25 protein-coding genes are annotated in these 25,657 nt (G+C 66.8%); 13 read left to right on the top strand and 12 right to left on the bottom strand.

What is annotated here, in order from left to right:
• Positions 1-147: 147 nt before the first annotated feature.
• Positions 148-918, top strand: a complete 771-nt coding sequence (locus tag A5784_RS08265; RefSeq protein WP_232005982.1) for an LpqN/LpqT family lipoprotein — start codon at positions 148-150, stop codon at positions 916-918.
• Positions 919-968: 50 nt separating this feature from the next.
• A complete protein-coding gene (locus A5784_RS08260) occupies positions 969-2,009 on the top strand; it encodes an alpha/beta hydrolase (RefSeq protein WP_064944136.1) in 1,041 nt (346 codons plus the stop codon).
• Positions 2,010-2,015: 6 nt separating this feature from the next.
• Here A5784_RS08260 and A5784_RS08255 read toward each other — a convergent pair whose 3' ends face one another.
• The 6 genes from A5784_RS08255 to sfnG all read right to left on the bottom strand — a co-directional run bounded on the left by A5784_RS08255 (position 2,016) and on the right by sfnG (position 8,546).
• Positions 2,016-2,666, bottom strand: coding sequence for a hypothetical protein (locus A5784_RS08255; protein WP_064944134.1), 651 nt, complete (start codon positions 2,664-2,666; stop codon positions 2,016-2,018).
• An 11-nt stretch (positions 2,667-2,677) separates the two neighbouring features.
• Positions 2,678-4,240: a bifunctional phosphoribosylaminoimidazolecarboxamide formyltransferase/IMP cyclohydrolase gene (gene purH / locus A5784_RS08250; RefSeq protein ID WP_064944132.1), complete on the bottom strand. Its 1,563-nt coding sequence runs from the start codon at positions 4,238-4,240 to the stop codon at positions 2,678-2,680.
• Positions 4,237-4,866 carry a phosphoribosylglycinamide formyltransferase gene (purN, locus tag A5784_RS08245; RefSeq protein WP_064944130.1) on the bottom strand — a complete coding sequence of 210 codons (630 nt, stop codon included), beginning with the start codon at positions 4,864-4,866 and terminating at the stop codon, positions 4,237-4,239. Before purN ends, purH begins: the two co-directional genes overlap by 4 nt.
• Before the next feature lie 10 nt (positions 4,867-4,876).
• Entirely contained in the window at positions 4,877-6,322 is a 1,446-nt protein-coding gene (locus A5784_RS08240) for a cell division protein PerM (protein ID WP_064944157.1), read from the bottom strand.
• A gap of 60 nt (positions 6,323-6,382) precedes the next feature.
• Positions 6,383-7,279 (bottom strand): DUF5336 domain-containing protein, encoded by an 897-nt coding sequence (locus A5784_RS08235; RefSeq protein ID WP_064944128.1) that lies wholly within the window; start codon positions 7,277-7,279, stop codon positions 6,383-6,385.
• Between the two features lie 136 nt (positions 7,280-7,415).
• Complete coding sequence (sfnG, locus tag A5784_RS08230; RefSeq protein WP_064944126.1) at positions 7,416-8,546, bottom strand: dimethylsulfone monooxygenase SfnG; 1,131 nt, start codon at positions 8,544-8,546, stop codon at positions 7,416-7,418.
• A gap of 119 nt (positions 8,547-8,665) precedes the next feature.
• On the opposite strand from sfnG, the gene A5784_RS08225 reads away from it, so the two are divergent.
• The gene (locus A5784_RS08225) at positions 8,666-9,514 is read left to right on the top strand and encodes an LLM class F420-dependent oxidoreductase (protein WP_064944124.1); all 849 of its coding nucleotides are present in this window, start codon (positions 8,666-8,668) and stop codon (positions 9,512-9,514) included.
• Between the two features lie 6 nt (positions 9,515-9,520).
• On the opposite strand, the gene A5784_RS08220 is transcribed toward A5784_RS08225, so the two are convergent.
• Positions 9,521-10,255, bottom strand: a complete 735-nt coding sequence (locus A5784_RS08220; protein ID WP_082944715.1) for a sensor domain-containing protein — start codon at positions 10,253-10,255, stop codon at positions 9,521-9,523.
• 51 nt (positions 10,256-10,306) lie between these two features.
• Positions 10,307-11,833 (bottom strand): acetyl-CoA acetyltransferase, encoded by a 1,527-nt coding sequence (locus A5784_RS08215; protein WP_064944120.1) that lies wholly within the window; start codon positions 11,831-11,833, stop codon positions 10,307-10,309.
• 164 nt (positions 11,834-11,997) lie between these two features.
• On the opposite strand from A5784_RS08215, the gene A5784_RS08210 reads away from it, so the two are divergent.
• From A5784_RS08210 to A5784_RS08195, 4 genes are all read left to right on the top strand, one after another.
• Positions 11,998-13,110 carry an ATP-binding protein gene (locus A5784_RS08210; RefSeq protein WP_064944118.1) on the top strand — a complete coding sequence of 371 codons (1,113 nt, stop codon included), beginning with the start codon at positions 11,998-12,000 and terminating at the stop codon, positions 13,108-13,110.
• 28 nt (positions 13,111-13,138) lie between these two features.
• A complete protein-coding gene (locus tag A5784_RS08205; protein WP_064944116.1) occupies positions 13,139-14,215 on the top strand; it encodes a MarR family transcriptional regulator in 1,077 nt (358 codons plus the stop codon).
• A gap of 45 nt (positions 14,216-14,260) precedes the next feature.
• The gene (locus A5784_RS08200) at positions 14,261-14,875 is read left to right on the top strand and encodes a TetR/AcrR family transcriptional regulator (protein WP_197514665.1); all 615 of its coding nucleotides are present in this window, start codon (positions 14,261-14,263) and stop codon (positions 14,873-14,875) included.
• 76 nt (positions 14,876-14,951) lie between these two features.
• On the top strand, positions 14,952-16,820 hold the full coding sequence (locus tag A5784_RS08195) for a S9 family peptidase (RefSeq protein ID WP_064944114.1): 1,869 nt from the start codon (positions 14,952-14,954) through the stop codon (positions 16,818-16,820).
• A gap of 72 nt (positions 16,821-16,892) precedes the next feature.
• On the opposite strand, the gene sucD is transcribed toward A5784_RS08195, so the two are convergent.
• On the bottom strand, positions 16,893-17,804 hold the full coding sequence (sucD, locus tag A5784_RS08190) for a succinate--CoA ligase subunit alpha (RefSeq protein ID WP_064944112.1): 912 nt from the start codon (positions 17,802-17,804) through the stop codon (positions 16,893-16,895).
• Between the two features lie 23 nt (positions 17,805-17,827).
• Positions 17,828-18,991: an ADP-forming succinate--CoA ligase subunit beta gene (sucC, locus tag A5784_RS08185; protein ID WP_064944110.1), complete on the bottom strand. Its 1,164-nt coding sequence runs from the start codon at positions 18,989-18,991 to the stop codon at positions 17,828-17,830.
• A gap of 313 nt (positions 18,992-19,304) precedes the next feature.
• On the opposite strand from sucC, the gene A5784_RS08180 reads away from it, so the two are divergent.
• Genes A5784_RS08180 through A5784_RS08170 form a run of 3 tightly spaced genes read left to right on the top strand, consistent with a single transcriptional unit; the run spans position 19,305 to position 21,460 of the window.
• On the top strand, positions 19,305-20,354 hold the full coding sequence (locus tag A5784_RS08180) for a M23 family metallopeptidase (protein WP_156750451.1): 1,050 nt from the start codon (positions 19,305-19,307) through the stop codon (positions 20,352-20,354).
• Complete coding sequence (locus A5784_RS08175) at positions 20,355-21,005, top strand: hypothetical protein (protein ID WP_156750450.1); 651 nt, start codon at positions 20,355-20,357, stop codon at positions 21,003-21,005.
• Positions 21,002-21,460 carry a hypothetical protein gene (locus A5784_RS08170; RefSeq protein ID WP_156750449.1) on the top strand — a complete coding sequence of 153 codons (459 nt, stop codon included), beginning with the start codon at positions 21,002-21,004 and terminating at the stop codon, positions 21,458-21,460. Before A5784_RS08175 ends, A5784_RS08170 begins: the two co-directional genes overlap by 4 nt.
• Here the strand turns inward: A5784_RS08170 and pcrA are convergent.
• Complete coding sequence (gene pcrA, locus A5784_RS08165) at positions 21,457-23,790, bottom strand: DNA helicase PcrA (RefSeq protein ID WP_064944104.1); 2,334 nt, start codon at positions 23,788-23,790, stop codon at positions 21,457-21,459. The genes A5784_RS08170 and pcrA overlap by 4 nt on opposite strands.
• Positions 23,791-23,861: 71 nt before the next feature.
• Here pcrA and A5784_RS08160 point away from each other — a divergent pair, with 71 nt between their 5' ends.
• On the top strand, positions 23,862-24,104 hold the full coding sequence (locus A5784_RS08160; RefSeq protein ID WP_029372559.1) for a chorismate mutase: 243 nt from the start codon (positions 23,862-23,864) through the stop codon (positions 24,102-24,104).
• On the opposite strand, the gene A5784_RS08155 is transcribed toward A5784_RS08160, so the two are convergent.
• Positions 24,101-24,535: an Lrp/AsnC family transcriptional regulator gene (locus A5784_RS08155; RefSeq protein WP_064944102.1), complete on the bottom strand. Its 435-nt coding sequence runs from the start codon at positions 24,533-24,535 to the stop codon at positions 24,101-24,103. The two genes, A5784_RS08160 and A5784_RS08155, sit on opposite strands and share 4 nt — an antisense overlap.
• Before the next feature lie 79 nt (positions 24,536-24,614).
• Here A5784_RS08155 and A5784_RS08150 point away from each other — a divergent pair, with 79 nt between their 5' ends.
• Together A5784_RS08150 and A5784_RS08145 are read left to right on the top strand one after the other, a co-directional pair.
• Entirely contained in the window at positions 24,615-25,316 is a 702-nt protein-coding gene (locus A5784_RS08150; protein WP_064944100.1) for an AzlC family ABC transporter permease, read from the top strand.
• Positions 25,313-25,651 (top strand): branched-chain amino acid transporter permease, encoded by a 339-nt coding sequence (locus tag A5784_RS08145; RefSeq protein ID WP_156750448.1) that lies wholly within the window; start codon positions 25,313-25,315, stop codon positions 25,649-25,651. The genes A5784_RS08150 and A5784_RS08145 overlap by 4 nt, the downstream gene beginning before the upstream one ends.
• Positions 25,652-25,657 lie beyond the last annotated feature (6 nt).

Raw genomic sequence — 25,657 nt, 5'->3', positions numbered from 1 at the left:
CCCATGCCCCCGCCGCCGCGGCCGACGTCCCCGTCGAATCCGTCGAGCGCACCGGCGCCGCGGCCCACACCGCCGTCGGAGCCCCCGGTCTTCACCTCGTCGTGGTCCGTCGCAGAGCCTCCCCGCAAACCACCGACCAATCCTCCGATGCCTGCGCCCGCGACCAACTTCGGCCCGCCGCCGCTGCCGTACGTGGCACCGGTGAAGAAGTCGGGTGGCAAACGCAAAGGCCTGCTGATCGCGGGCGCAGTCGCTGCGGTCGTCCTGATCGTCGGCGGTGTCACGCTGGCGGTGACCTCGGGTGGCGACGAGGTTCCTCCCGGGCCGCAGACCACCACAGCCGCGGCGTCCACGAGCCCGACGACGACGGCCTCCACGCCCCCGCAGCCGCCCGGCCACTCGTACACCATCGCCGACTACATCCGCGACAACAAGATCGCCGAAACGCCCATTCACCGCGCCGACCCCGGCGCACCGGTGTTCACCATGCCCACCCCGCCGCCGTGGACCGACGCGGGCAACCGCACTCCGGCGTGGGCCTATTCGGCGATCGTCAACGACAGCGTGACCCCGACGGATCCGCCGTCGGTGATCTCGTTGATCTCCAAGCTCGTCGGTGACGTCGACACCAACAAGCTGCTCGAGTTCGCGCCGAACGAACTGCAGAACCTCGCGGAGTACGAGCCGGTCGGCGGGGTCACCCGCGGCAATCTCAACGGATTCCCGTCGGTGTCCCTCGGCGGCTCCTACGTCAAGGACGGCCGGCGCCGAGCGATCACCCAGAAGACGGTGACGATGCCGATCCCGGGTGGGGCGTTCGTGCTGCAGATCAACGCCGACTCGCTGTACCGCGACATGAGCTCGCTGACCGACATCAACAAGGTCATCGATGCTCAGGCCACCATCGTGATGCCCTGAGCCGACGTCGCGTTTTTGCCTGAACGGAGTTACCCGATACCCTCGGTATCGTGAATTCGCTAGATTGGCATTCTCGGCCGACAACAGCGCACTTCGGACCAGCCGCCTGGCAGTCCAGAGCCCTCGGCGTGGGGTCGGCGATATTCTTCCGACCGTTGCTGGGCCTGTTGACGCTGATCGGCCTAGCCGTCAATCGCGTCGCACCGGCGCTGCTGCAACGCGCTCATCTCGACGTGATCGACCGCCCGCTGCGCGTCGTCCCGGCGCTGCCGGGTACCGAGGTGACGCCGGTTGCGCTACCCAATTGTCCGGCGGAGTGGGTGGTGGCACCTGCTGCGCGCGCGACGAGCGACGCGGGTCAAGCGCTCGATTCCGAGCAGGTGATCGTGTACATGCACGGCTCGGCGCTGGTGACGCTCGGGCTGAACTCACACCGACGGTTCGTCTCGAAACTGTCGGCCAGCACCGGCGCCCGCGTGTTGAACGTGGGCTACCGACTTGCCCCGCAGGCAGGCATCGAGGAGGCGGTCGCCGACGGCCTCGACGCCTACCGGTACGTGCTCTCACTGGGCTACCAGCCCAATCGCATTGTGCTGGCCGGTGATTCGGCAGGCGGGCTGATCGCGGCCGACACCGCCATCGCCGCCCGCGACGCCGGCCTGGTGCCGCCTGCCGGTCAGGTGCTGCTCTCGCCGTTGACCTCGTCGGACATGCAGCTCAAATACCGTGCGCTGCAACAACATCGGGATGTGATGTTCCCATTCATGACGGTCAAGTTCATCTACGACGTGTTCGCGACCGTCAACGGCACCCGGCCCACCCCCGTCATGCCACCGGAAGCCGACCTGCACGGCCTTGGGCCATTCCTGCTTCAGGTCGGCACCCACGAAATGCTGCTCAACGACGCCTTCGCCCTGGCCGACCGGCTCACCGCAGACGGGATTCCCGTGTGGGTTCAGGTGTGGGAACGGGCAATGCACATGTTCCAGCTCAGCTTCGACGTTAACCCAGACGCCCGTCGAGCCGTCGACGAGATCACGTCGTTCATCGAATTCGTGACGGCCGAGGCGCAGGACGAAGTCAGCGCCTGACGCCGGCTAGGGGTTCTTGACCGGCAGCACCTGAAAGCCCGACACCATCATCTCGGAGTCACGCTTGTACGTCAGGTTGTCAGGGGCCGTGGTCTGCACCGTCAATCCTGCGCAGTACGTGCGCAGTTCACTGCGGTAGGCCACGAACAGCGCGATGGCCGGGTGCGGCTGCAGCACACCCATCTGCGGTATCTGGTAATTCACGGTCTGCGCCGGCAGCCCGCAGATGGTGATGTTGTCGACCTTCATGGCGCTCTCGGGCACGCCAAGCGTCCCAATCGACTTGCGCTGTGCGGCGAACACCTCGTCGGGCGTCATCGCATCGGCGACACTTTCCAGCGCGATCACGATGGTCGGCTTGAAATTGCCGTTCTGCAGGCTCGCGTTACTCATCGTGTAGCGCAGCAGATCGGTGTCGCGGCCTTCCACCCGCTCCCAGCCGGGAGGCTGCGGAATCCTGATGGTGGGCTCGTCGGCATCCACCCGGGGCACCGTGACCAGCGGCGCGTCAACCGGGTTGCATTTGAGCTCCCCGGTTTTCGCGGCCGCCAGCAGGTCTTGAGAGGCCACCGGATGACCGTCGACCAGATGCGTACACGACGTCAACACCAGCGCCGCAGCCGCCAGCGCAACGGCCTTCTTCGACGCAGTCGCCATGGTCGTCAATATTAGTGTGCGAAATGCCGTGCACCAGTGAGGTACAGGCTGATGCCGGCCTTGGCGGCCGCTTCGGTGACCACGTCGTCGCGCATGGACCCGCCCGGATGCACGATGGCCCGCACACCGGCCTGTGCCAGCGTCTCGAGCCCGTCGGGGAACGGGAAGAACGCATCGGAGGCCGCAACCGCGCCCACCACCCGGTCCCCCGCGCGCTGCACGGCCAGCGCCGCCGCATCGACCCGGTTGACCTGTCCCATGCCGACGCCGACGGTGGCGCCGTCCTTGGCCACCACGATCGCGTTGGATTTGACCGCCCGGCACGCCCGCCACGCGAAGGCCAGGTCGGTCAATGTCTGCTCGTCGGCGGGATTGCCGGTGGCCAGCGTCCAGTTGTTGGGGTCGTCGCCTTCGGCGTCAAGCGCGTCGCGGTCCTGCAGGAGCAACCCGCCACTGATCGGGCGCATCTCGATGCCTCCGACCAAAGGCTCTGACGCGACCAGGATGCGGATGTTCTTCTTGCGCGCAAGCACTTCCACCGCACCGGGCTCGTATGCCGGCGCGATGATGACCTCGGTGAAGATGTCGGCGACGGTCTCCGCCATCTCGACGCTGACCTCGGTGTTCGACGCGATGACGCCGCCGAACGCGCTGAGCGGATCGCACTCGTGGGCCTTGCGGTGCGCGTCGGCCACCGAGACCGACGAGATCGCGATGCCACACGGGTTGGCGTGCTTGATGATCGCGACGCAGATCTCTTCGTGGTCGAACGCCGCCCGCCACGCCGCGTCGGCGTCGGTGTAGTTGTTGTACGACATCTCTTTGCCGTGTAGCTGCTCAGCCTGCGCGAGGCCCGGCCACGCGGAATCGTCGCGGTAGACGGCGGCCTGCTGATGCGGGTTCTCGCCGTACCGCAACACCGCGCTGCGGTGCCAGGTGCCCGCGAACCAGGCCGGCAGCGGTTGCGCGGGCTCTTCCGGAGCCAGCGTCGAGGCCATCCAGCCGGCCACCGCGACGTCGTATTCGGCGGTGTGCCGGAACGCCAAGGACGCCAGGCGCTTTCGCTCGTCAAGGGTGAAACCCCCGGCCCGCACGGCGGCCAGCACCCCGTCGTAACCCAGCGGGTCCACCACCACGGCGACACTCGGGTGGTTCTTCGCCGCGGCCCGCACCATCGACGGTCCGCCGATGTCGATCTGCTCGACGCATTCGTCGACCGACGCACCGGATTCCACGGTCTCGGTGAACGGGTAGAGGTTGACCACCACGAGCTCGAACGCTTCGACGTTCAGTTCTTGAAGGGCGGCAAGGTGTTCCGGCTTGCGGGTGTCGGCCAGCAGGCCCGCGTGCACCCGCGGATGCAGGGTCTTCACCCGGCCGTCGAGCACCTCGGGGAAACCTGTCACCTCTTCGACCGGGGTGACCGGAACACCGGCCGAGGCAATGGTTTTCGCCGTCGAACCGGTGGAGACGATGCTCACCCCGGCCTCGTGCAGGCCGCGCGCCAGGTCGGCGAGGCCGGTCTTGTCGTACACGCTGATCAATGCGCGCCGGATCGGTCGCTTGTCGCTCATCCTATGGTCGCCTTTCGTCCGGTCCAGGTCACGCCGCGGGTTGCCAGCGCGGCCAGCACGTCCACCAAGAGTCGTCGCTCGACGACCTTGATGCGCTCGTGCAATGTCTCTTCGGTGTCCTCGTCGCGCACCTCAACGGCCTGCTGGGCGAGGATCGGCCCGGTGTCCACCCCGGCGTCGACCAGATGCACCGTGCAGCCGGTCACCCGTACGCCGTAGGTCAGTGCGTCGGGCACCGCGTGTGCGCCCGGGAAGCTCGGCAGCAATGCCGGATGGGTATTGACCACCCTGCCGTTGAAGCGCGAAAGGAACTGTGGTCCAAGGATTTTCATGAATCCGGCGGATACCACCAGATCGGGTTCATGGGCCTCGGTAGCGGCGGTCAACGCCTGGTCCCACTCGGCCCGGTCGGGATGGTCACCCAAGCGGACCGTGTAGGACTTCACGCCGGCGGCTGCTGCGATGTCGAGTGCTGCGCAGGCACGGTCCGTTCCGACCGCCACCACCCGGGCCGGGTAATCGTCGACGGCGGCTGCCAGTAGCGACGCCAGCAGTGATCCGGTGCCCGAAGCCAACACGACCAGGCGTGCGGGCGCACTCGGGGGCACATGTAGCGGTTGCTGCACGCGCAGCAGCCTAGTCGGCTCTGTCGTGGGGCGGATCGCCGGTCACGTCATGATCGGCGATGAAGTGCTCCTCGGGATCCTCCGGGTAGTGGCCGGAGCGGTCGGTGTCAGCGGCGGCGTCGCCACTCGACCACGCCACGATGGGCTCCTCATCGGGGGCGTCGACTTCCTCGACGTCGAGCGGCGGTTCCTCGTCACCACCGCGGTAGCCGCGCTGATACTCGGGCTCGATGTCAGTCTCGCGATCCTCCGGCTCGTCCGGCTCGTCCAGCGGTTCGTCGTCGTCGAACACCAGGGGTTCGGGTGCCGGCTCGGCGACCCGCCTGGGCCTGCGGGCGATGCCACCGGACATCGCCACCGTCAGCCCGCCGATGCCGGCGAACCACAGGAACACCGCAGGTCCGAACGTCGACTGGTCCACCCCGACGTCACCGAAATTGCCCAGCCGACCGCCCGCGGCGTACGCCAGCAGCGCCATCGCCAGCGCCGCGACCACCGATGCCACGCCGAGCTTGGCCACCGCGGGCAGCAGGGTCAGCGGCCGTCGCGCACACTGCTGCCCGAGCGCCACCCCCGATGCGGCCCCGACGATCAGCAGCGCCACCCACACGGGCCCGAGCGGCGGCGTGGGCAGCGCGGCCAGCACCGGGACCGCGGGGATGTCGCCGCCGAAGACGGTGAACGAACTGAACGTCGCCAACCCCACGTGGGCGCTCGAACCGACCGCGATGGCGGCCGTCCCGACGATCACATTGGGGATGTAGAGGATGGCCAGCAGGGTCAGGCTGAGCTGGCCGAGCACGGTGTCGGTGATGGCGTAGAGGTCGTGCATGGTGCCCCAGTGCACGACCAGCGAGGCCGCGGTGACCGCGCCGGACAGCCCGACCAGCGCGAGCACCCCCGCCATGGCCGCGCGCAACGCGTCGGGCAGCCAGTTCGGCAACGGCGACTGGCGCAGGGTGCGGCGGCCGACCTTCGATCCGACACCGAGCACCGCACCGAGCGCGTGCACGGCGAGCACTCCGGTGAAGGCTCGCAGCGCGCTCGGGGTCTGCAGCTCGGTGAGCACTGATGCCGCGTCGTGGATGACGGCAAGCATGACCGCGGCGATCAGCACAGGACCGCCCAGCGCCGAGGCCACCACCCAGCGGGTGACGAACCAGGAGGAGTTGGGCGCTGTGGCGGCCGCCGTGGTGCGCGCCGTGCCCCACACCATCAACAACACCGGCAGCAGCGGCATCACCCCGAGCACCCGACCGCCGATGGACACCGGAACCTGGTGCACCCCGAGCCACATGCTGGCGATCGCACCGAACGCGCCGGTCATGTCGCTGTTGGCGATCAGCAGCTGCAGAAGGGTGACAGCGGCGATGACCACCAACGCCACGACGGACGGACCGAATGCGACCCGAAGCAGTTCACGCGCCTGGCGTGTGCCGGCTGGCCGGTTGCTCACGGGGTTGGCCGCTCCTCGCAGATGATCACGCGTGCGCGGGTTGCGCACGCGCGGACCAGCTTACGACTGTGAGGGGCCGGATTGCTGTGAGGACGAGTGCTGCGTCGGTTGCTGCGTCGGAACCTGGGTGGTCGGCGCAGACGCGTTCGAGCTGCTCGACGACGGCTGTTGCTGCTGCGGCTGCCCGAACGCGGGAAAACCGGTCGGCGGGGTCGGCGGGCCGTTGTGGCCACCCGCGGGACCGCTCTGGGGACCGCCCTGAGGGTTCTGCTGAGCCTGGAATCCGCCCGTGTTGGGACCGCTGGGGTAGCCGCCGCCGTACTGCGACGGGTAGCCCGGGCGCTGCTGCTGCGGCGGGGCCTGCTGGTAGGGCTGGGCGCTGTGCTGTGGCTGGCTCTGCTGGCCGTAGTACTGCTGCGGGCCGCCGTACTGGCCGTACTGCGGGGCCTGCGGCTCGTACTGCGGCTTGGGCGCCGGCGGTGCGATGATGCCGGACTCCAGCAGCACCGCCCACAAAGCAAGACCGGTCTGCACCAGAGTGAGACCGAGAACCACCCAGTACGCCCAGGTCACTGTGTCGAGGGCCGCGATGACGTTGCGGATGACCAGCAGGAACCCGAACGTGGACAGCACTGCCACCAGCGCGGCGCGCTTCTTCTGCTTCGGCAGCAGACTCACCCCGGCCACGAGGGCCGCGAGCAGGGCAGCGTAGATGTCCCACTCACCGTGGGAGACCAACGAGAAGCCGCCCGTGGAGGTCTCGGTGAGACCGACGAAACTCAGCAGATAGGCCACCACCCCGAGGCCGGCGACGCCGCCGAGCAGATAGGTGGGCAACGGGTTCTCACCCGCAGGCGCGGCTGCTGCGGCAGGGGCAGCGGGCCGCCCGGGCTGCTGCTGCGGCGCACCGTACGGCGAGGTGGGCGGGTATCCGGGGCTACTGGGCGGATAGGACATGGAACCTCTCCTGTGCTGGTCGGGCGTCGCGTAGCGCGTTCACGCGGGCATCATCACGACCGCCTGAGTGCTTCGATCTTCCACGCTAGCGCACCCGGAGGTGTGGGTGGCACACGCTCCGGGTGTCATTCCGATCTCAAGCCGATACCAGAACAGGAGCATCGACCGAATCCTGTTCGGCCGCCTCGATTTCGCGCACCAGCGGCAACACCTTGGCGCCGAAATACTCGATTTCTTCTTGGAAATGCAGGAATCCGCAGAGGATCAGGTCGACGCCGCGTTTGCGGTACGCGGCAATGCGTTCCGCGATCTGCTCGGGCGTACCGATTAGCTGAGTACGGAATCCGTCGTTGTACTGGACCAGGTCCTCGAAGCTGGAGTCTGCCCACATCCCCTTCTTGTCGCCGGTCGAATTCCCGGCCTGCTGCACGGCGTTGTGGAACCCTTCCACCGCGGGTTTGTTGGCCTTCGCGATGATCTCCTTCAACGTCTCCTTCGCTTCCTTCTCTGTGTCTCGGGCAATGATGAAGCCGTTGAGCCCGAACCGCACTTCCCGGTTCGCGTCCCGGGCGTGGTCGCGCACCTCGACGACCTGCTCGGTCACCCCGTCGAAATCCTTGCCGTTGGAGAAGTACCAGTCGGCGTAGTAGCCGCCGTTGCGCCGAGCCGCGGTGGAGTTGCCGCCCTGGAACAACTCCGGGTTGGGACGCTCGGCGGTGTTGAGCGGCTTGGGCTTGAGGGTGAAGTCGTGGATGCGGTAGAAGTCGCCGCGGAAATCGACGTCGTCCTCGGTCCAGATCTTGCGCAGCACCTGCAGGAATTCGGCGCTGCGGCGGTAGCGCTCGTCATGCTCGAGCCACGGTTCGCCCAGGTGGGTGAACTCGTCCTTGAACCAGCCCGAGACCACGTTGACCGCGAACCTGCCACCGGACAGATGGTCGGCGGTCGCCCCGAGTTTGGCCAGCACGGCCGGTTGCCACAGCCCGGGATGAACCGCGGCGATGACCTTGAGCCGCTGGGTTGCCAGCAACAACGCGAGGCTGAAACTGGTCGATTCATGCTGGAACTCGGCACCGTAGCTGGCCTCGTAGCGCACCTGGCTCAGGGCGTACTCGAACCCGTTGTTCTCCGCGGTCTGCGCCAGTTTGGCGTTGTAGTCGTAATTCCAGTCGGTGCGCTGTTCGATGTCGCTGGTCACCAGCCCGCCACTGACATTGGGCACCCAGTAGGCGAACTTGACGTGGTCGGCAATGCGTTCGGTCGTCATGGCGTTCGATACCAGCAAACATCGCGCCGGCGGTCACGGGTAACACTCGCGCTGAACTTTTCATGGCGCCGCCATACCCCGGCCTTGCCCTTCGGACTAGAACACGTTCTAATTCTGGCATGGACTACGGGCTCGTTCTCTTCACCAGCGACCGCGGCATCGCCCCGGCGAAGGCCGCCAAACTCGCCGACGACCACGGTTTCACCACGTTCTACGTGCCCGAACACACGCACATCCCGGTCAAGCGCGAGGCCGCGCATCCGACCACGGGTGACGAGTCACTGCCCGATGACCGCTACATGCGCACCCTGGATCCGTGGGTTTCACTGGGCACGGCGTGTGCGGTGACCTCGCGCGTGCGGCTGTCGACGGCCGTCGCGCTGCCGGTCGAGCACGATCCCATCACCCTGGCCAAGTCCATCGCGACCCTCGATCACCTGTCCGGCGGCCGGGTCAGTCTCGGAGTCGGATTCGGTTGGAACACAGACGAACTCGCCGATCACAACGTTCCGCCGGCCCGTCGGCGGACCATGCTGCGCGAATACCTGGAAGCCATGCGTGCGCTGTGGACCGAGGAAGAAGCCTCCTACGAGGGCGAATTCGTGAACTTCGGCCCCTCCTGGGCGTGGCCCAAACCCGTGCAGGCGCACATCCCGGTGCTGGTCGGCGCAGCAGGCACCGAGAAGAACTTCAAGTGGATCGCGAGGTCGGCCGACGGCTGGATCACCACGCCGCGCGATTTCAACATCGACGAACCCGTGAAGCTGCTGCAGGACACCTGGTCGGACGCCGGCCGCGACGGCGCACCGCAGATCGTGGCGCTGGACTTCAAACCGGACGCCGACAAGCTCGCGCATTGGCGCGAACTCGGCGTGACCGAGGTGCTTTTCGGCCTGCCCGACCGCGCCGAGGCCGAAGTCGCCGGCTATGTGGAACACCTGGCGGGCAAGCTCGCCGCGCTGGTCTGACAGGGTTCAGCTGCCGATCTTGTCGAGCACCCCGTCCATGATCTTCTTGACCTCGTCGGCCAACGGCTTGCGGTCCTGAGTCTGCACCTCGACGAGCACGTTGCCCTTGACGGCCAACGCCCGGTCGATCACCTGGTCACCACCTTGCAGCGTGCTCTCCAGTGTGGTGATCCCGTTGCCCGCATCGGTGGGGCTCCCGAGCTTCCAGGTCAGCTGGATGCGGGTGTAGGTGAAATCCTTGCCCGCACAGTTGCGCAGCGTGTCGAGGTATTCGCTCATGGCTTTCTGGGCTTCGGCTGGGCTGTCGAACGTTGACACCGACTGGTCGACGGTCGGGGTGGCATCCGGCTTGGATTTGTTGGGACCCGTGCGCGTCTGGAAGATCGATGAGTAGCCGTTGCCTGCGTAGACCACCAACATCCCGCTGTACAGCGCCCCGAGACAGTCACGTGGCACGTAGCTTTCCCCGCTGTCACTGCTGTCCGGCTTCATCCACGACGAGGTCGTCACCATGTTGGGCAGTCCCACGATTCCGGAAACCACATCGGGAGTGAGCAGCAACGATTCGAGATTGCCGCCATCGATCACGGGACCCTTGCCCGCTGCCGGCCCGGCGGCGACACCGTCGACGGTTCGCGTGCACGACGCCGTGACCGCGGCGATGACCACCACAACCGCGGCCACCGCCGCCTGGCAACTGCGAGAATTCGGCCGCGGCATCCGATGACTGCCCAGGCTCATACGCTCAGCCTAAAGTGCAACCCCGAAATATGGGCTGCATCGCACAGTCAGTCATGACAGTGCCGCGCGGTTGCCCTTCTCCCCGGAGCGCACCACGATCGACGCGCCGAGCGGATCTCCGTCGCACAACAGCCCCAGCAGCGCCTCGTCTTTCGTCGTGGCGAGGAACCGGCTACCGTCAGAAGCCATCCGTCCGATGATGATGCCCGTCGGGACCTGCCAGTCGTAACGCACCGTGTAGGTCTCGACAGTGGCTGCGCCATCGGTCTTTTCGGTGATCGCCACCTTGGGCAGCCCGGTGATCTCGTCGCACAGCGCAGCACTGTTGTCCGCGACCCAATCGGCAGGCGCCGTCGAGTAGATGCCCACCGAGTACTTGCTCGCGATCCCACCGTTGGCCCCGACAAGCGCGAACTGCCCTGGCTTGTCCCGCATTTCGTTGACCGCCTCGGCGATGGCGTGCATCGAGTAGTTGTTTCCCGGCCCGCCGAAGAACGGCAGCCCGCCGGTGAGGGTCAGGCCACGCTCGTCGTCGGTGGCCAACCCGGTGCCGTCGCAGATATTGAACACCGGGAAGGGGAAACAGCTGTAAAGGTCGAATGCGGCCACCTCATCGAGCCCGATCCCCGCCACGCGCAGCGCCTCGCCGACCGCCGCGACCGACGCGGGACTGGCCCCGACATCGGCCCGCTCGAGCAGTTTCTGCTCTTTCATGTCTGCGTGGCCGTGCAGGTAGACCCACTTCTCCTCGGGCACACCCAGCCTGCGCGCCGATTCGACCGACATCAGCAGGACCGCCGCCCCCTGGTTGACCTGATCGCGAGCCACCATGAGCCGCGGGTACGGATCGCAGATCATCCGGTTGCTGTCGGTGACCGTGGCCAGCTCGTCGACCGACCGTTCCACCGGGGACGACGAAAAAGGGTTCTTGGCAGCCACTTTGGAGAACGGCGCAAACAACTCGGCCATGCTCTGCCGGTATGCGTCCACCGAGAGTCCCAGCCGGGCCCGCCGCGCGTTCTCCAGCAGCCCGTACTGCACCGGCGCGCCGATCAGCCCGTGGGCGATGGTGTATTCGTCGAAGATTCCGTCGTATCCGAGACCCCGGTCCTCCAACTGGCCGCCGACGATCTCGGTGAAATCGGGCTTATCGTCCCGCTTGGCGAAGAACCGCTCGGTGGACACCGCATCCGAGCCGAACAGCAGGACGACGTCGCAGCGCCCCGCCGCGATCGAGCCGGCGAATTCGGTGACCAGATGCTGAGGGCCCTGCCCACCGATGACCTCGAGGACAGCCCGGGCAGGTTCGGCACCGATGCGCCGCGCCACCGACCGCGGGTAGTTGTCGGACACTCCGAACGGAGGCGGTGTCGGCTTGGAGATCTCGAACTGCCGTCCCCCGGCGACGGTGTCGATGGCCCGGGCCACGATGCCCGCGTCGGCTCCGCAGTCTTTCAAGGCCGCTCTGGCGCCCTCGGTGGCCAGCTCGACCGAGGACATACCGCGGTAGTCGGAGGACCCGATGTGCTCGGTGAACTGCCCGACGCCGACGATGACCGGGGTGCGCTGATCGACCACTGTGAACAACCTCCTGACACGTGTTAATTCGCCACGCTAACGGATTGGGATTCGACGGTTCGGGTGGGTGTCTCGTGGATTTGCACGCCATGTTCGACGTACATCGTTCATGACGTACATCAACTCAGGCGTAGACTTCCGTCATGACTTGGCCCGTTCGCCCGATGTCCCTGGTGGTGGGCGGCATCGTGCCCCCGGCCAACGTCGTCGGCCGCGTCCGCGAGGAACAGGAGATTCTCGCGAGCCTGCCTGCCGGCGGCGCCGCATTGGTCGGCGACCGGCGGCACGGCAAGACGTCGCTTGCCCGGCTCGTCGCACACACCGCCCGCCGGCAGGGTCTGACGGTGGTCTCGGTGAGCGCCGAACGCCAAACCTACGCAGAATTCGTCACCGCGTTGGCGGGCGAGCTCGGCCGCATCGACAACGCGCTGCGCCACGAGGTCGAACGGTGGAAGGTCGCCTTCGTCACCGGACCGATCCGTTTCGAGCGCACCCAGGCCGAGGCCGCCCTCGATGATCTGTTGCAGCGCGCCGTGTCCCGCGCCGAGCGCGGACCGCTGGTGCTGTTCATCGACGAAGTCACCGTGCTGGCGCGCAACCTGGAACGCGAGAATCCCGGCGGCGGGGACGCGTTTCTGCATCTGCTGAGACGTTTCCGGCAGGACAACACGGGCCGGCTCGCCACCGTTCTGTCCGGATCGATTGGCTTTCACCATGTTTCGGAGGACGCGCTGAGCTCGGTGAATGACATCCGCAAAGTCACCGTCGGGCCGATCCGCCACGACCACGCCACGTATCTGGCGGAGTGCCTGCTGCTGGGCGCTCAGGTCGCCACCACCGACCGGCACCGCGTCGCCGAATCCATCGCGGCCGCGGCCGAAAACGTGCCGTACTACATCCAGCACCTGGTCGCGGCGTCGGCGCAGGCCGGGCTGGTCGACCCGGACCGCATACCCCATCTGTTGCGCGCGGCCATCATCGACCCGCACGATCCGTGGGACCTGCGGCACTACCGCGACCGGCTGCGCAACTACTACGGCGACGACGCCGTCGCCATCGCCGATCTGCTCGACATCTACGCACACTCGTCGGACGCGTTGAGTGTCGACGCGACAGCGCATCTGCTGCAGTCCGAGGGGTCCCCGATCCGCAACCGCGACCAACTCGTGTCGTTCATCGAACGCCTCGAGCAGGACCACTATCTGCGCCGGGTCGGCGACGACGATTGCTTTGCTTCGGGGTTGGTGCAGGCGGCGTGGCTGGCGATGAGGCGATGAGCGCTTGCGCGAAGAGCAGAAGACGGCGATGAGCATTCCGCTGTTCACTCCGGCCGCGGTCGATCCGGCCGAGCTCGACGCGCGCACCGTCGGGCGGACGGCGTTCCTCTCACGGCTGACCGACCGGATCGTCGACGCGGCGCGCGACGGCTCTCGGCCGCACACCCTGCTCATCGGCCCGCACGGCAGTGGCAAGACGCACACGTTGCACGTCGTGGTGCACCGTGCGCTGTCCCGCAGCGAGACAGCGAAAGACGTTCTGCCGCTGCTGCTCCCAGAGGACAGTCTCGCGATCGGAAGCTACGGCGATCTTCTCGTCGAGCTCATCCGATCGCGTATGCCCGAGGCTCGGGACCTGCGTGACGACGTCATCGGACTGGAACGCGCCATTCTCGACCTGGCCGACGGCCGAATGATCCTGGTGGCGATCGAGAACCTGGACCGGGTGTTCGAGGCCATCGGCGAAGCGGGCCAGGGCAGCCTGCGGGCGTGGGTCGAAACCTCTACCGCAGTCATGCTTTTCGCGACCGCGCCAACGCTCTTCCCGGGCGTCGCGTCACGCACTCACCCGTGGTACGGCTCGTTCATCGTGGAGGAACTCCCCGACCTGACCATCGACGAGGGAGCCGAGATCATCGCGCCGACCGGTGAAGTCGCCGACTACCTCCAGTCCGCCGAGGGACAAGATCGGCTGGCCGCCATCGAGCGGCTGGTCGGCGGCTCACCGCGCTTGTGGCAGATGGTCGCCAACGTCGCCGACGTACCGGCATTGCAGGCGTTGGAGCCGGTGATCGCCGCACTGCTGGACCGATTGGCACCGGCGTACCAGCAGCGGCTCTGGCAATTGCCGACCGGCGAGCAGCGCCTTGTGGTCGAACTCGCGCGCGGCAAGGGTGCTCGGACTGTGTCTGATCTGGCTGCCGCCGTGGGTGTTTCGAATCAGACCGCGTCCGCGGCGTTGGGCCGGCTGACAGCGGCTCGGTGGGTGGTCCGCGCCAAGTCGGAGGCGGGCGACCGCCGCGCCACGTGGTACGACCTGAGCGATCCGCTGCTGCGCCGCGTGGTGCAGTACCGCGAGGGAGGCCTTGACCAATCTGTCACTTAGTGACACAGTCGAGGTGTCACTAAGTGACAGATTGGGGTGAGGGCAATCGGCGATAAGCAGGACCAGGCACGCCTGGCGGTGTCGCGCATTGCCTGCGCCCTCTTCTGGGAACGGGGCGTGGCCGCAACGAGTGGCGATGACATCGCCGAAGCAGCCGGGCTCTCCACCCGCACGATCTGGCGCTACTTCCGCAGCAAGGAAAGTTGCGTCGAACCCCTGCTCGCAAAGTCGGCAGACCGGTTCGTGGCCAGCGCCCGCCGCTGGCCACACGAGCTGTCGTTGTCCAAACACCTTGCGGCAGACAGCATTGCGCATCCGCTGTCACCGCAGGACATCGAGGACGAGCTCAGCGCGATTCGGTTGGCCACCATGACGGCATCCGACCCCGCCCTGCGCACTGCGTACCTGATGGTCCACGACCGCATGGAGCGGGGGCTCATCCCGGTCATCGCCGACCGGTTGGGCCTGCCGGAAGACGACCTCACCGTGCGCCTGTGCGCGGCGGCCGTCACCGGCGCTTTCCGGGTCGTCGACGAGGACGTCAGTCGAGCGATCATCGTCGACGGCAAGCGGGTGAGCCAGAAGGAGGCACTCGCGCTCATGGACCGGGCCATCCGCGAAGCCACCAACGGCCGCCTTGGCGGCCCAGTCGCCCAGTAAATCCTTATCCCACAACCGAATACGCATCACGGGCATGCTCGCCCGTCGACCAAAGCTGCCTACCGAAGGGACTGCCATGACGCTACCCGAGCTCATCACCGTCGAAGACTTCTTCCGCCCACCTGTGCGCACCGCCGCGACGATCTCACCCGACGGCACCAGAATCGCCTATCTCGCGCCGTGGCGGAACCGGCTCAACGTGTGGATCGAGAACCTCGACGGGGACCCCGACCCGCGATGTGTGACGGCCGACGAGACCCGCAGCGTCTACATCTACCGCTGGACCCAGGATGCGCGCTGGTTGCTCTACCAACAGGACACGGGCGGTGACGAGAACTGGCACATCTTCCGCGTGGACCTTGAACATCCCGAGAGCCCCGCGGTTGATCTGACGCCGTTTCCCGGCGTGCGATCGGACTTCAACCTCCTCAAGGGGCGTCCGGGCAAGGCGATGGTCCAACTCAACAAGCGCAACCCGGAGTTGTTCGACGCGTACGAACTCGACATCGCCACCGGCGAACTCACGCTGCTCGCGGAGAATCCGGGCACCGTGATCGGCTGGATGTGCAGCCAGCACGGCGACCTCTTCACCTCGGTGCTGACCGCCGACGGCGATGTCGAACTGTCGCAATGGGATACCGGCACGAAGTCGTTGCGACCCATCAAGACCTACGACGGCACCGACTATCCCGTCGGTATCCATCCCGTGGCGATCGCCCCTGACGGCTCGGGCGTCTGGCTCGGATCCAACCACGGCACCGACCGAACCAGGCTGGCCCGCCTCGATGTCGCCACCGGCGTGGAAACCGAGGTGGACAGCCATCCGTCATTGGACCTGGCCGCCCAGATGGTCCTGCCCTCCCCGCTGATCCTCAGCGAGCGCACGGGCGAATTGGTCGGGGCCCGCTACTACGGCGAGCGCCAGGTGATCCACGCGCTGGACGCGGATTTCGCTGCGGTACTGGAGAATCTGAGTCAGCTCGGCGACGGCGATCTCGGTGTGATCTCGTCCGACAGCAGCGGGCGGCGGTGGGTCGTCAACTTCATGCATGACCGCGACCCGTACGTCACGTATTTCTACGACCACACCACGGGCGAGAGCCGAATGTTGTTCCGGCCCTACCCGAATCTGGATCCTGACCAGCTGGCCCCGATGACACCGGTCACCATCACCGCGCGCGACGGGCTGAACCTGCACTCCTATCTGACGCTGCCCGTCGGAGTGGATCCGGTGGACCTGCCGCTGGTGTTGCTGGTGCACGGGGGTCCGTGGTCACGCGACGTCTGGGCCTACCAGCCGGACGTGCAGATGCTGGCCAATCGCGGATATGCGGTGCTGCAGGTCAACTTCCGCGGATCCACCGGCTACGGCAAAGCTTTCACGAAGGCCGCGATCGGGGAGTTCGCAGGCAAGATGCACGACGATCTGATCGATGCCGTCGACTGGGCCGTCAAGCAGGGCTACGCCGATCGCGACCGGGTGGCCATCTTCGGCGGATCCTACGGCGGTTACGCGGCGCTCGTCGGCGTCACGTTCACCCCGGATGTGTTCGCCGCGGCCATCGACTACGTCGGGATCTCCAGTCTCGCGAACTTCATGCGCACGCTGCCGAATGTGGCAAGGCCGTTCCTGGCCACCAATTGGCACATGTACGTCGGCGACCCGAATGACCCGAAGCAGGAGGCCGATATGCTGGCCCGCTCCCCCATCACGAAGGTCGACCAGATCCGTACTCCGCTGCTGGTTGTCCAGGGCGCCAACGACTCCCGTGTCGTACAAGCCGAATCCGACAACCTCGTCGCGGCACTACGCGAGCGCGGGGTCGCCGTCGAGTACATGGTCAAGGACGACGAAGGCCACGGATTCCTCAACCCCGACAACCAGATCGACATGTACCACGCCGTCGAGCGCTTCCTCGCACAGCACCTGGGTGGTCGCGTCTAACTGCCGAGCAGACACAAATGTCCCCGACACGCCGAGCGTGCGGGGACATTTGCGTCTGCTCGCGAGGGAAAGTCAGCCCTCGAGGATGGCGCGGGCCAGTGCGGCGGTCTCCGACGGGGTCTTGCCGACCTTCACACCGGCGGCCTCCAAGGCCTCCTTCTTGGCGGCAGCGGTGCCCGACGAGCCCGAGACGATGGCGCCGGCGTGGCCCATGGTCTTGCCCTCCGGAGCGGTGAAGCCCGCGACGTAGCCGACGACCGGCTTGGTGACGTTGGCCTTGATGTAGTCGGCCGCACGCTCTTCGGCGTCGCCACCGATCTCGCCGATCATCACGATGATCTTGGTCTCCGGGTCCTTCTCGAACGCCTCGATGGCGTCGATGTGGGTGGTACCGATGACCGGGTCGCCGCCGATGCCGATGGCCGTGGAGAAGCCGAGATCGCGCAGCTCGTACATCATCTGGTAGGTCAGCGTGCCGGACTTCGACACCAGGCCGATCGGGCCCTTGCCGGTGATGTTGTTCGGCGTGATGCCGACCAGCGACTCGCCGGGGGTGATGATGCCCGGGCAGTTGGGGCCGATGATGCGCGTCTTCGGGGCCCGGTCGCCGCCCTTAGAAAGGTTGTAAGCCCACGCATACGCGCTGTCCTGCACCGGGATGCCCTCGGTGATGACGACCAGCAGCGGGATCTCGGCGTCGATGGCCTCGATGATGGCGTCCTTGGAGAAGGCCGGCGGCACGAAGGCGATCGACACGTCAGCGCCGGTCTCCTTCATGGCCTCGGCGACCGATGCGAACACCGGCAGCTCGATGTCGTTGCCGTCTTTGTCCTTGTGAGCAACCTTGGTGCCGGCCTTGCGGGCGTTGACGCCGCCGACGACCTGCGTGCCGGCCTTGAGCATCAGCGCGGTGTGCTTGGTGCCCTCGCCGCCGGTGATGCCCTGGACGATGACCTTGCTGTCTTTGTTCAGAAAAATCGACATAGCTGTGTTTCCCCTAAAGTCCGCTAGTTATTGGCCAGCTCGGCGGCCTTGTCGGCACCGGCGTCCATGGTCTCGGCCTGGATGACCAGGGGATGGTTGGCCTCGGCCAGGATCCGACGGCCCTCTTCGACGTTGTTGCCGTCCAAGCGGACGACGAGCGGCTTGTTGGCCTCGTCACCCAGGATCTGCAGCGCCTTGACGATGCCGTTGGCCACCGCGTCACACGCGGTGATGCCGCCGAAGACGTTGACGAACACACTCTTGACCTGGCTGTCGTTGAGGATGACGTCCAGACCGTTGGCCATCACCTCGGCCGAGGCGCCACCACCGATGTCGAGGAAGTTGGCGGGCTTGACGCCGCCGTGCTTCTCACCGGCGTAGGCGACGACGTCGAGCGTCGACATGACCAGGCCCGCGCCGTTGCCGATGATGCCCACCGCACCGTCGAGCTTGACGTAGTTGAGGTCGTTCTCCTTGGCCTTGAGCTCCAGAGGGTCGGTCGCGTCCTTGTCCTCGAACTCGGCGTGGCCGGGCTGCCGGAAGTCGGCGTTGGCGTCCAGGGTGACCTTGCCGTCCAGCGCCAGGATCTGGTCGTCGGGGGTGCGGACCAGCGGGTTGACCTCAACCAGGGTGGCGTCCTCCTTGACGAAGACCTCCCACAGCTTCTGGATGGTCACCGCGGCGGCGTCGAGCACCTCGGCGGGCAGGTGGCCCTGCTCGGCGATGGACCGCGCGAACGCCAGGTCGACACCCTTGACGGCGTCGACGGGCACCTTTGCCAGCCGCTCAGGCTTGGTGGCGGCGACCTCTTCGATCTCCATGCCGCCCTCGACCGAGCACATGGCGAGGTAGGTGCGGTTGGCGCGGTCGAGCAGGAAGGAGATGTAGTACTCCTCGGCGATGTCGCTCGCCTCCGCGACCAGCAGCTTCTTGACGATATGGCCCTTGATGTCCAGGCCGAGGATGTTCTGCGCGTGGGTGAACGCGTCGTCGGCCGTGGCGGCGTACTTGACGCCACCGGCCTTGCCACGGCCGCCCACCTTGACCTGCGCCTTGACCATGACGGGTTTGCCGATCTCCTCGGCGATGGCCTTGGCGCCTTCGGCGGTGTCGGTGACCCGGCCTGCCGAAGTGGGGACGTTGTGCTTGGCGAACAGCTCTTTCGCCTGGTACTCGAAAAGATCCATGTGTTTCCTCTATGAGGCGGTATCTGTCTGCGTTGACTTCGAAGCTGCCCGGTCGGAAGTATCACTGACGGGCCCGTGGGCACTTTATCCATCCCCTCGTGAGCCGTAAGCACCGCCTACCGACGATGTGGTATATCTCACCGGCCCCTGGCGGTGATACAGATCACATTCTGCAGCGGAATAGCCGGAGGAGTTGCCACCATCATTGGGATTTGGTTAACGTGCCTCTGGTCCAGATCACGCTGAGGTCACGACGAGAAGGATTTCTGGGTTGTCGCAGCATCGTTCGTCCGTATCTCCCACAGGGGTATCGATGAGCGCTCGGGACCGGAAAAACAACTCAGCCGATGCACTGGACGCCGCGGAAATCACCGACATCATCCCGTTCAACGAGTTCGGAAAACTCTCTGACCTGGAGTTCCACAGCTCTGGTGCGTTCGACCGGGAATCTCGCGTGATCCACGCCCCCGAACTCGATGACATGCACGACACCGATGACCTGATCCCCATCCGGTTGGCCGTGCCGTCGGAATTCCGCTCCGAATCCGGCAGCGACCGTGGCACCCGCGGCTCGAGCCACGCCTACCGCGACAACCACACCGACGTGAGTGACGGCAATGCCGCCACCGACGTCATCGACATGAGCAGCCGCCGCGGCGCTCATCGCAAGGAAACGCCCGGCCCCGTCAAGAGCCGCCTGCTGATCGCCGCCATGGCCGCGGGCGCCACCGCCGCAGGGGCCTACTCGTTGACCACCGGCACGCAGGCCAGCGCCGACGACACCATCGTCGCCTCCGGTGCCAACACCGCCCTCGCCGCCGGCTCGACGGGCTCGGTGGACGGCATGCAGATCGTCACTGTCGCCGCCGACAACACCTCCGCGGTGCACGCCGAAGAGATCACCAAGGCCGCCGCGTTCGCGCAGGAGCGCGCCGAGCGCGAGGCACGGCTGTCGCGCCCGCTGTTCGTGATGCCCACCAAGGGCTTCGTCTGGACCTCCACCTTCGGGTACCGCTGGGGCGTCCTGCACGCCGGTATCGACCTGGCCAGCCCGATCGGCACCCCCATCGCCGCGGTTTCCGACGGCGTGGTGGTCGACGTCGGCCCGACCGCCGGATACGGCGCCTGGGTCAAGCTGCGCCACGCGGACGGCACCGTCACGCTGTACGGCCACATCAACAGCTGGAACGTCAGCGTCGGTCAACGCGTCATGGCGGGCGATCAGATCGCCACCGTCGGCAACCGGGGTAACTCGACCGGCCCGCACCTGCACTTCGAGGTTCTGCTCAACGGCACGCAGCGCATCGACCCGGTGCCGTGGCTGGCGCAGCGCGGGCTCAGCCCGGGCAACTATGTTGGCTGAGTGAGCGACTCCGCCGACAACAGAGCCTCAACCGGCCCTTCCGACGATCAGACTCGCATCATCCGGCGACAGCCCGTCGACCCCGCGTCCGCCCCGATCGCGGCGCAGCACGAACCCAAGACCAGCATCATCCGCCGCCACCCGACCGGCGCCATCCCCACTGCGGCCGATGCCGAACCCCCGACCGGGTTGATCTCGCGCGACGCCGACGACCAGAGCCAGACCCGCTACATTCCCCGCGCCCGTCCGCTGGAGATTCCCCGCACCCCGGCCGGCGCCAACCCGCGCACGTCGGCCGCCGCCGCGACAGCGGGCATCCTCAGCGGCTGGGCCACCGCCATGATCGCCACCGACCTGATCGCCGGATGGTGGCGCAGCGACCGGCTGTTCTGCGTGGCAATCGGATTTCTCACGGCGATATCGGCCGCCGCCACCATCGGCGGGCTCATCGCCCTGCTGCTGCGCAAACGCATGGGCCGGCTGCTGATCGTCGTCGGCTCGATCATCGGACTGCTGATCTTCGGCAGCCTGTTCATCGCAGGCGCCAGGCTGCACCCGGTGGTGTACGCGATGCCGGTGCTGCCGGTGGCGGCCATCGCACTCACGCTGCTGCCGTCCACCCAGCGATGGGCAGCGGGGCCGCGACAGTGAATCTACCGACCTACCAACCTGTTTCGCCGCCACGCGGCAAAGGCGTCGCGATCACCACGACGGTGCTGGCCGTGCTCTGTGCGGGTGTCAACGTGCTGGCCGCCGCGAGCGTGGTGTTGATGCAACTTTTCTTCGAACTGCTCGACGCAGTGCAGAACTGGGACAGCCTGAAACCGGACGCCGAGCAGCAGCATTCGACGTCGGGGTGGTTCGCCGCGGCAGCCGCCGTGCTGATCGTCGCGGCGATCGCTCTGGTCGTGGGCGCGGTTCAGCTGATGCTGCGCAAGACGTCAGGACAGGTCACGGTGGTCGTGAGCGCGGTGGTCTCCGCAGTCGCGCTGATCGCCACCCCGCTGGCCTGGGCCACCGCGATGACGTTGAGCATCGCTCCGCTGATCACCGCCGGGTTGGCGTTGCTCCCCGGCATCAGACACTGGTGCAGACGAACCGGCTAGAGCTTCTGCACCGGTGCGTGGTTGTGCATCAGCTTGACCCGGCCCGCACTGCCGAAGTCGATCAGCGACATGGCGGTCTCGCCCATCCCTGAGACCTCCTCGACGCGTCCCAGGCCGTACTTGTCGTGGCTGACCCGGTCGCCAGGCTCCAGGACGATCAGGGGGCGGTTACGGGCCGTGGCAGGGCGTGCCGGGGCGGGGCGCGGAGCACCGTAGCGGCCGGCGTTACCGACGGGCGCGCTGAAGGCCGACGCGGGCTGCTCAACCCGCCGCCAGTTGATGAGTTCCTCCGGGATCTCCCGCAGGAAACGGGATTCCGGGTTGAGCATCGGCTGGCCCCACGACGAGCGGACCTTGGCCCGGCTCAGGTAGAGACGCTGCCGCGCGCGGGTGATGCCGACGTAGGCCAGCCGCCGTTCCTCGGACAGCTCGGTCGGGTCACCCAGTGCCCGCATGTGCGGGAACATGCCGTCCTCCCAGCCGGTGACGAACACCGCGGGAAACTCCAGCCCCTTGGCGGTGTGCAGCGTCATCATCGTCACCACCCCAGCGCCATCCTCGGGGATCTCGTCGGCGTCGGCGACCAGTGAGACGCGCTCCAGGAACTGAGCCAGCACACCGGTCTCGGGGATGTCCTCGTCGACCGGTTCGTCTTCGGCCAGGGCCTGGGCGTTGGCCAGGTCCGTGCTGAATTCGTGTGCGACGCTGACCAATTCGTTGAGGTTGTCGAGCCGGGCCAAATCCTGCGGATCGCTGGAGGCCTCAAGTTCACGACGGTATCCGGTGCGTTCCAGCACGGCCTCGACCAGATCGCCGAGCTCGCTGTCGAGCTTGCCGCGCAAGTCGTCGAGCAGTGCGACGAAACTCGCGATCGCCTTCTCCGAGCGGGTGTTGAGCATCGGCACCCGGCCCTCCGCGGCGGCCTGCAGCGCATCGTTGAAGCTGCCCCCGGTGTTCTCGGCGTAGACCGCGACGCACGCCTCGGCCCGGTCTCCGATGCCGCGCCGCGGGGTGTTGAGGATGCGACGCATGCTCACCGAATCACCCGGATTGTCCAGGACGCGCAGGTAAGCGACGATGTCGCGGATCTCCCTGCGCTCGTAGAAGCGCACTCCCCCAACCACTTTGTAGGGAATGCCGGCCCGGATGAACACCTCTTCGAGGGCACGTGACGAGTTGTTGGTGCGGTAGAACACCGCCACGTCGCCGTACTTCAGCCCCTCCCGGTCGGCCAGTGCGTCGATCTCCTCGGCGACGAACCGGGCCTCGTCGTGCTCATTGTCGGCCACATAGCCGACGATCAGCTCGCCCTGACCGGCGTCGGTCCACAGCCGCTTCTCGCGGCGGCCCGCGTTGCGGGCGATCACCGAGTTGGCGGCGTTCAGGATGGTCTGGGTGGAGCGGTAATTCTGTTCCAGCAGAATCGTCGTCGCGTCGGGATAGTCCCGTTCGAAATCCTCGATGTTGCGGATGGTGGCGCCGCGAAAGGCGTAGATCGACTGGTCGGCGTCACCCACCACGCAGAGCTCAGCGGGGGGCACGGTGTTGTCGGTGCCCTCGATGTCGTGTCCGACCAATTCGCGGACCAAGACGTACTGGGCGTGGTTGGTGTCCTGGTACTCGTCGACCAGGATGTGCCGGAACCGCCGCCGGTAGTACTGCGCGATCTGAGGGAAGGCCTGCAGGACGGCGACCGTCTCACCGATCAGGTCGTCGAAGTCCAGTGCGTTGGCCGCGCGCAGGCGGCGCTGGTACTCCGCATAGACCTGGGCGACGATGCCTGCCATCTCCTCGGCGGCCTCCGATGCCTCGGCCGCGGCCTGTTCCGGGCCGATCAGCTCGTTCTTCAGGTTGGAGATGCTGTTGGCCAGCAGGCGCGGCGAGTAGCGCTTGGTGTCCAGACCCATGTCCTTGCCGATCATCATCAGCAGGCGACGCGAATCGTCGGAGTCATAGATCGAGAAGTTGGAGTTCAGCCCAGGCAGCAGCGAGGCCTGGTTGCGCAGAATGCGCACACACGAGGAGTGGAAGGTGGAAATCCACATGTTCCTCGCCCGAGGCCCCACCAATCCGACGACGCGCTCGCGCATCTCCGCGGCCGCCTTGTTGGTGAACGTGATGGCCAGGACCTGCCCCACCCCGACGTCGCGCGCGGCGAGCAGATACGCGATCCGCCGCGTCAGCACCGCTGTCTTGCCCGATCCGGCACCCGCAACGATGAGCAGCGGCGAACCCTCGTGCAGCACGGCCTGGCGCTGCTGGGGGTTGAGCCCCTCCAGGAGCTGATCGGTCTCAGAAACAGTCGGGGAAGCGACGGGCGAGGTGGTCATATCGCCATCAAACTTACCGCCGCACCACGACAGTTTTGCGCTGGCACGGGCTTGACTGAGAGCATCGAGCCGTGCCTGACATCGATGAACTGCGTCGTGAGATCGACGAACTCGACGCCACCATCCTGGCCGCCGTCCAGCGGCGCACCGAGGTTTCCAAGATGATCGGCCAAGCCCGCATGGCGTCGGGCGGCACCCGCCTGGTGCACAGCCGGGAGATGAAGGTCATCGAGCGCTTCAGCGTGCTCGGGCCCGAGGGCAAAGACCTGGCGATGCTCCTGCTGCGCCTCGGCCGGGGACGGCTCGGCCACTAGGCCTTGAGGACCTTCATCGTCACGCGGGAATCCACGCGGGCGACCGCCGGGTCGGAGAACAGCTGGGTGGACAGCCAGCGCTCGTACTCCTCGGCGTCGGCCACCCGGACCCGGATCAGATAGTCGGGCAGGCCGAACATCCGACGCAGCTCGACGACCTCGTCCATCGCCACCAGCCGGGCCTCGAATTCCTCTACGTTGCGGTGGTTCTTGGCGACCAGCTCGGCATTGATGATGATCTCGAAGCCCTGCCCGACAGCGGCCGGGTCGACGACCGCGACGTAACCGGTGATGACCCCGTCGGCCTCCAGCCGCCGCACGCGCCGCAGGCACGGCGCCGGAGTCAGCCCCACCCGAGCGCCGAGTTCCTGGTTGGTGAGACGGCCATCTTTCTGGAGATGAAACAAGATTTCGCGATCAAGCCGATCCATAGCTGAATAGTGCACTGATATGAGCTACAGGGCAAGTACCGGCAATCAAATTGCGCGATATTCGCCATAAAATTGCTCCATGCAATCAACCGAGTGTGCCCCGCGGCCCCGCAGCGATTTTCGCGCGGCTGCCGCGGACGCCGGCGTCATCTGGCTCGGATTGCTGGCCCTCGGCGTCGGGTTCGGCCTGGTGGTGGCCGGCCTGGGCCTGCCGTGGTGGCTGGCGCCGGTCATCTCCGGAGTCGTCTTCGCCGGTTCGGCCGAGTTCATTCTCGTGGGCATGCTGGCCGCTGCGGCCCCGCTCGCGGCGATCGCCACAGCGACGTTCCTGGTGAACTCCCGCCACCTGTTCTACGGGCTGTCGTTTCCGCTGCACTGCGTCCGCGGCCGCATCGGCAAGGCGTACAGCATGTACGCGCTGTGCGACGAGGCGTACGCCTTCGCCACGGGAAAGGAGCCCGGCACGCTGACCGGCCGTCGCCTGCTGTGGACCCAGGCGGGGCTGCACATCTCCTGGGCCGGCGGAGCTCTGCTCGGCGCGGCCACCGGCGGGGCCCTGCTAGCCGGCATCAAAGGACTCGGCTTCATCCTGACCGCACTGTTCATCGTGCTGGCCATCGAGGGCTTCCGGTCCGACCGCGACAAGACCACCGCCCTGCTGGCGTCCGCAAGCAGCGCCGTCGCGCTGGTGATCGCACCCGGAGCGATGCTGCTGGTAGCGATGGTCACGTTCGCGCTCAGCCTCGGGGCCCGGCACAAGCTGATGGGAAGCCGGTCATGACCACGGCACTGCCCGTTCCATACCTGCTCGGCGCGGTCGCCGTGTGCGCGGCGATCACCTTCGGCTTGCGCGCACTGCCGTTCGCCGCGGTCGATACCCTCCGCCGGCTGCCGGTGGTCGAGAATATCGGCCGGTGGATGCCCGCCGGGGCGGTATTGATCCTCGCGATCTACAGCCTGCACGGCATCGGGGCCTCGACCTCGACGCACGGGATCGCCGAACTGTCAGGTGTCGCCGCGGTCGTCGCGCTGCAGCTGTGGCGGCGAAACATGGTGTTGTCGTTGGTCGCCGGTACCGCGATCTGTGTGCTGCTGACCAATACGCTGCCCGGCTGACTACCG

It is taken from the genome of Mycobacterium sp. 852013-50091_SCH5140682, assembly GCF_001665685.1.
In the GTDB taxonomy this organism is placed as follows: Bacteria; Actinomycetota; Actinomycetes; order Mycobacteriales; family Mycobacteriaceae; genus Mycobacterium.
The sequence above is the reverse complement of the archived record's forward strand: the minus strand, read 5'-3'. Positions and strand labels throughout refer to the sequence as shown.